Origin of the sequence: Luteimonas lutimaris (genome assembly GCF_039537065.1) — a bacterium.
GTDB classification, from domain to species: domain Bacteria; phylum Pseudomonadota; class Gammaproteobacteria; order Xanthomonadales; family Xanthomonadaceae; genus Luteimonas; species Luteimonas lutimaris.
In genome coordinates this window covers 1-749 of the sequence record NZ_BAAAZU010000005.1, presented here as the reverse complement: position 1 = coordinate 749, position 749 = coordinate 1, and the positions used below count along the sequence as shown (strand labels likewise).

General features: G+C 53.3%; 1 protein-coding gene. It reads left to right on the top strand.

The annotated features are described in order from the left end of the window. Window positions 1-89 precede the first annotated feature (89 nt). The gene (locus ABD679_RS06460) at window positions 90-302 is read left to right on the top strand and encodes a hypothetical protein (RefSeq protein WP_344759150.1); all 213 of its coding nucleotides are present in this window, start codon (window positions 90-92) and stop codon (window positions 300-302) included. Window positions 303-749 lie beyond the last annotated feature (447 nt).

Sequence of the window (749 nt, the reverse complement as noted above, 5' to 3'; positions counted from 1 at the left end):
AGCTTGCCATGTTGTTGGCTCCACTACGCAGGTCGGGTTAACTCAAGCGTTAGGCCTGTGTTGACAGTAAATCGTAACGGAGATGCGCAATGAGTAAGCACTTTGGACTCTCGAACATCTATCTCAAGGTCGGCTTTGCTTTGGTTGCCATCTCGTTGGCTATGCTGGTCGCTGTGTTTGTCGTTCCATCAGCCACAAGATATTTAAATGGCGGTATTGCTGGCTTCTGCTTCGTCTCTGGCGCTGTTCTCTATGTCATTGGTCGCATTGCGCAGGTCAGGCGCCCTCGCGCACAGGCCTAACAGTTCGTTCAACCCGAATCCGCTTCGTTCCACCAACAACATGGCAGGTAGAGCTTGCCATGTTGTTGGCTCCACTACGCAGGTCGGGTTAACTCAAGCGTTAAACCGCGCATGAAGCTACTCGTTGCCTTGGTACTACTTCTTCAAGCTTCGGCTAGCTATTCGCAGCCGGTCGAGCATTGCCCAGCGTTGCCCGCCGACTCTGGGATGACCTGGTCTTATCAACAAGGCCCAGACTTTGGCGTCTGCTATGCAGTTGATTCTTCCACTGAGAGAGACGCGTTTGGCATCTACCTTGGCTACGCGCCAAAGTTTGACCCACGCCAAGGAAAGGTGATTGGTGACGGCAATGTAGGTGGCCGCAAAGTCAAGTGGTACGGTAATCCCCCCACGGGTTAGCTGACGCCAGAAGTGGAATTTTCTCGTACCCTTTCCCGAGGAGGTTCC

Bases quoted from the DNA above. Each gene is read 5' to 3' on its own strand.
- ABD679_RS06460 (WP_344759150.1), top strand. From the start codon at position 90: ATGAGTAAGCACTTTGGACTCTCGAACATCTATCTCAAGGTCGGCTTT.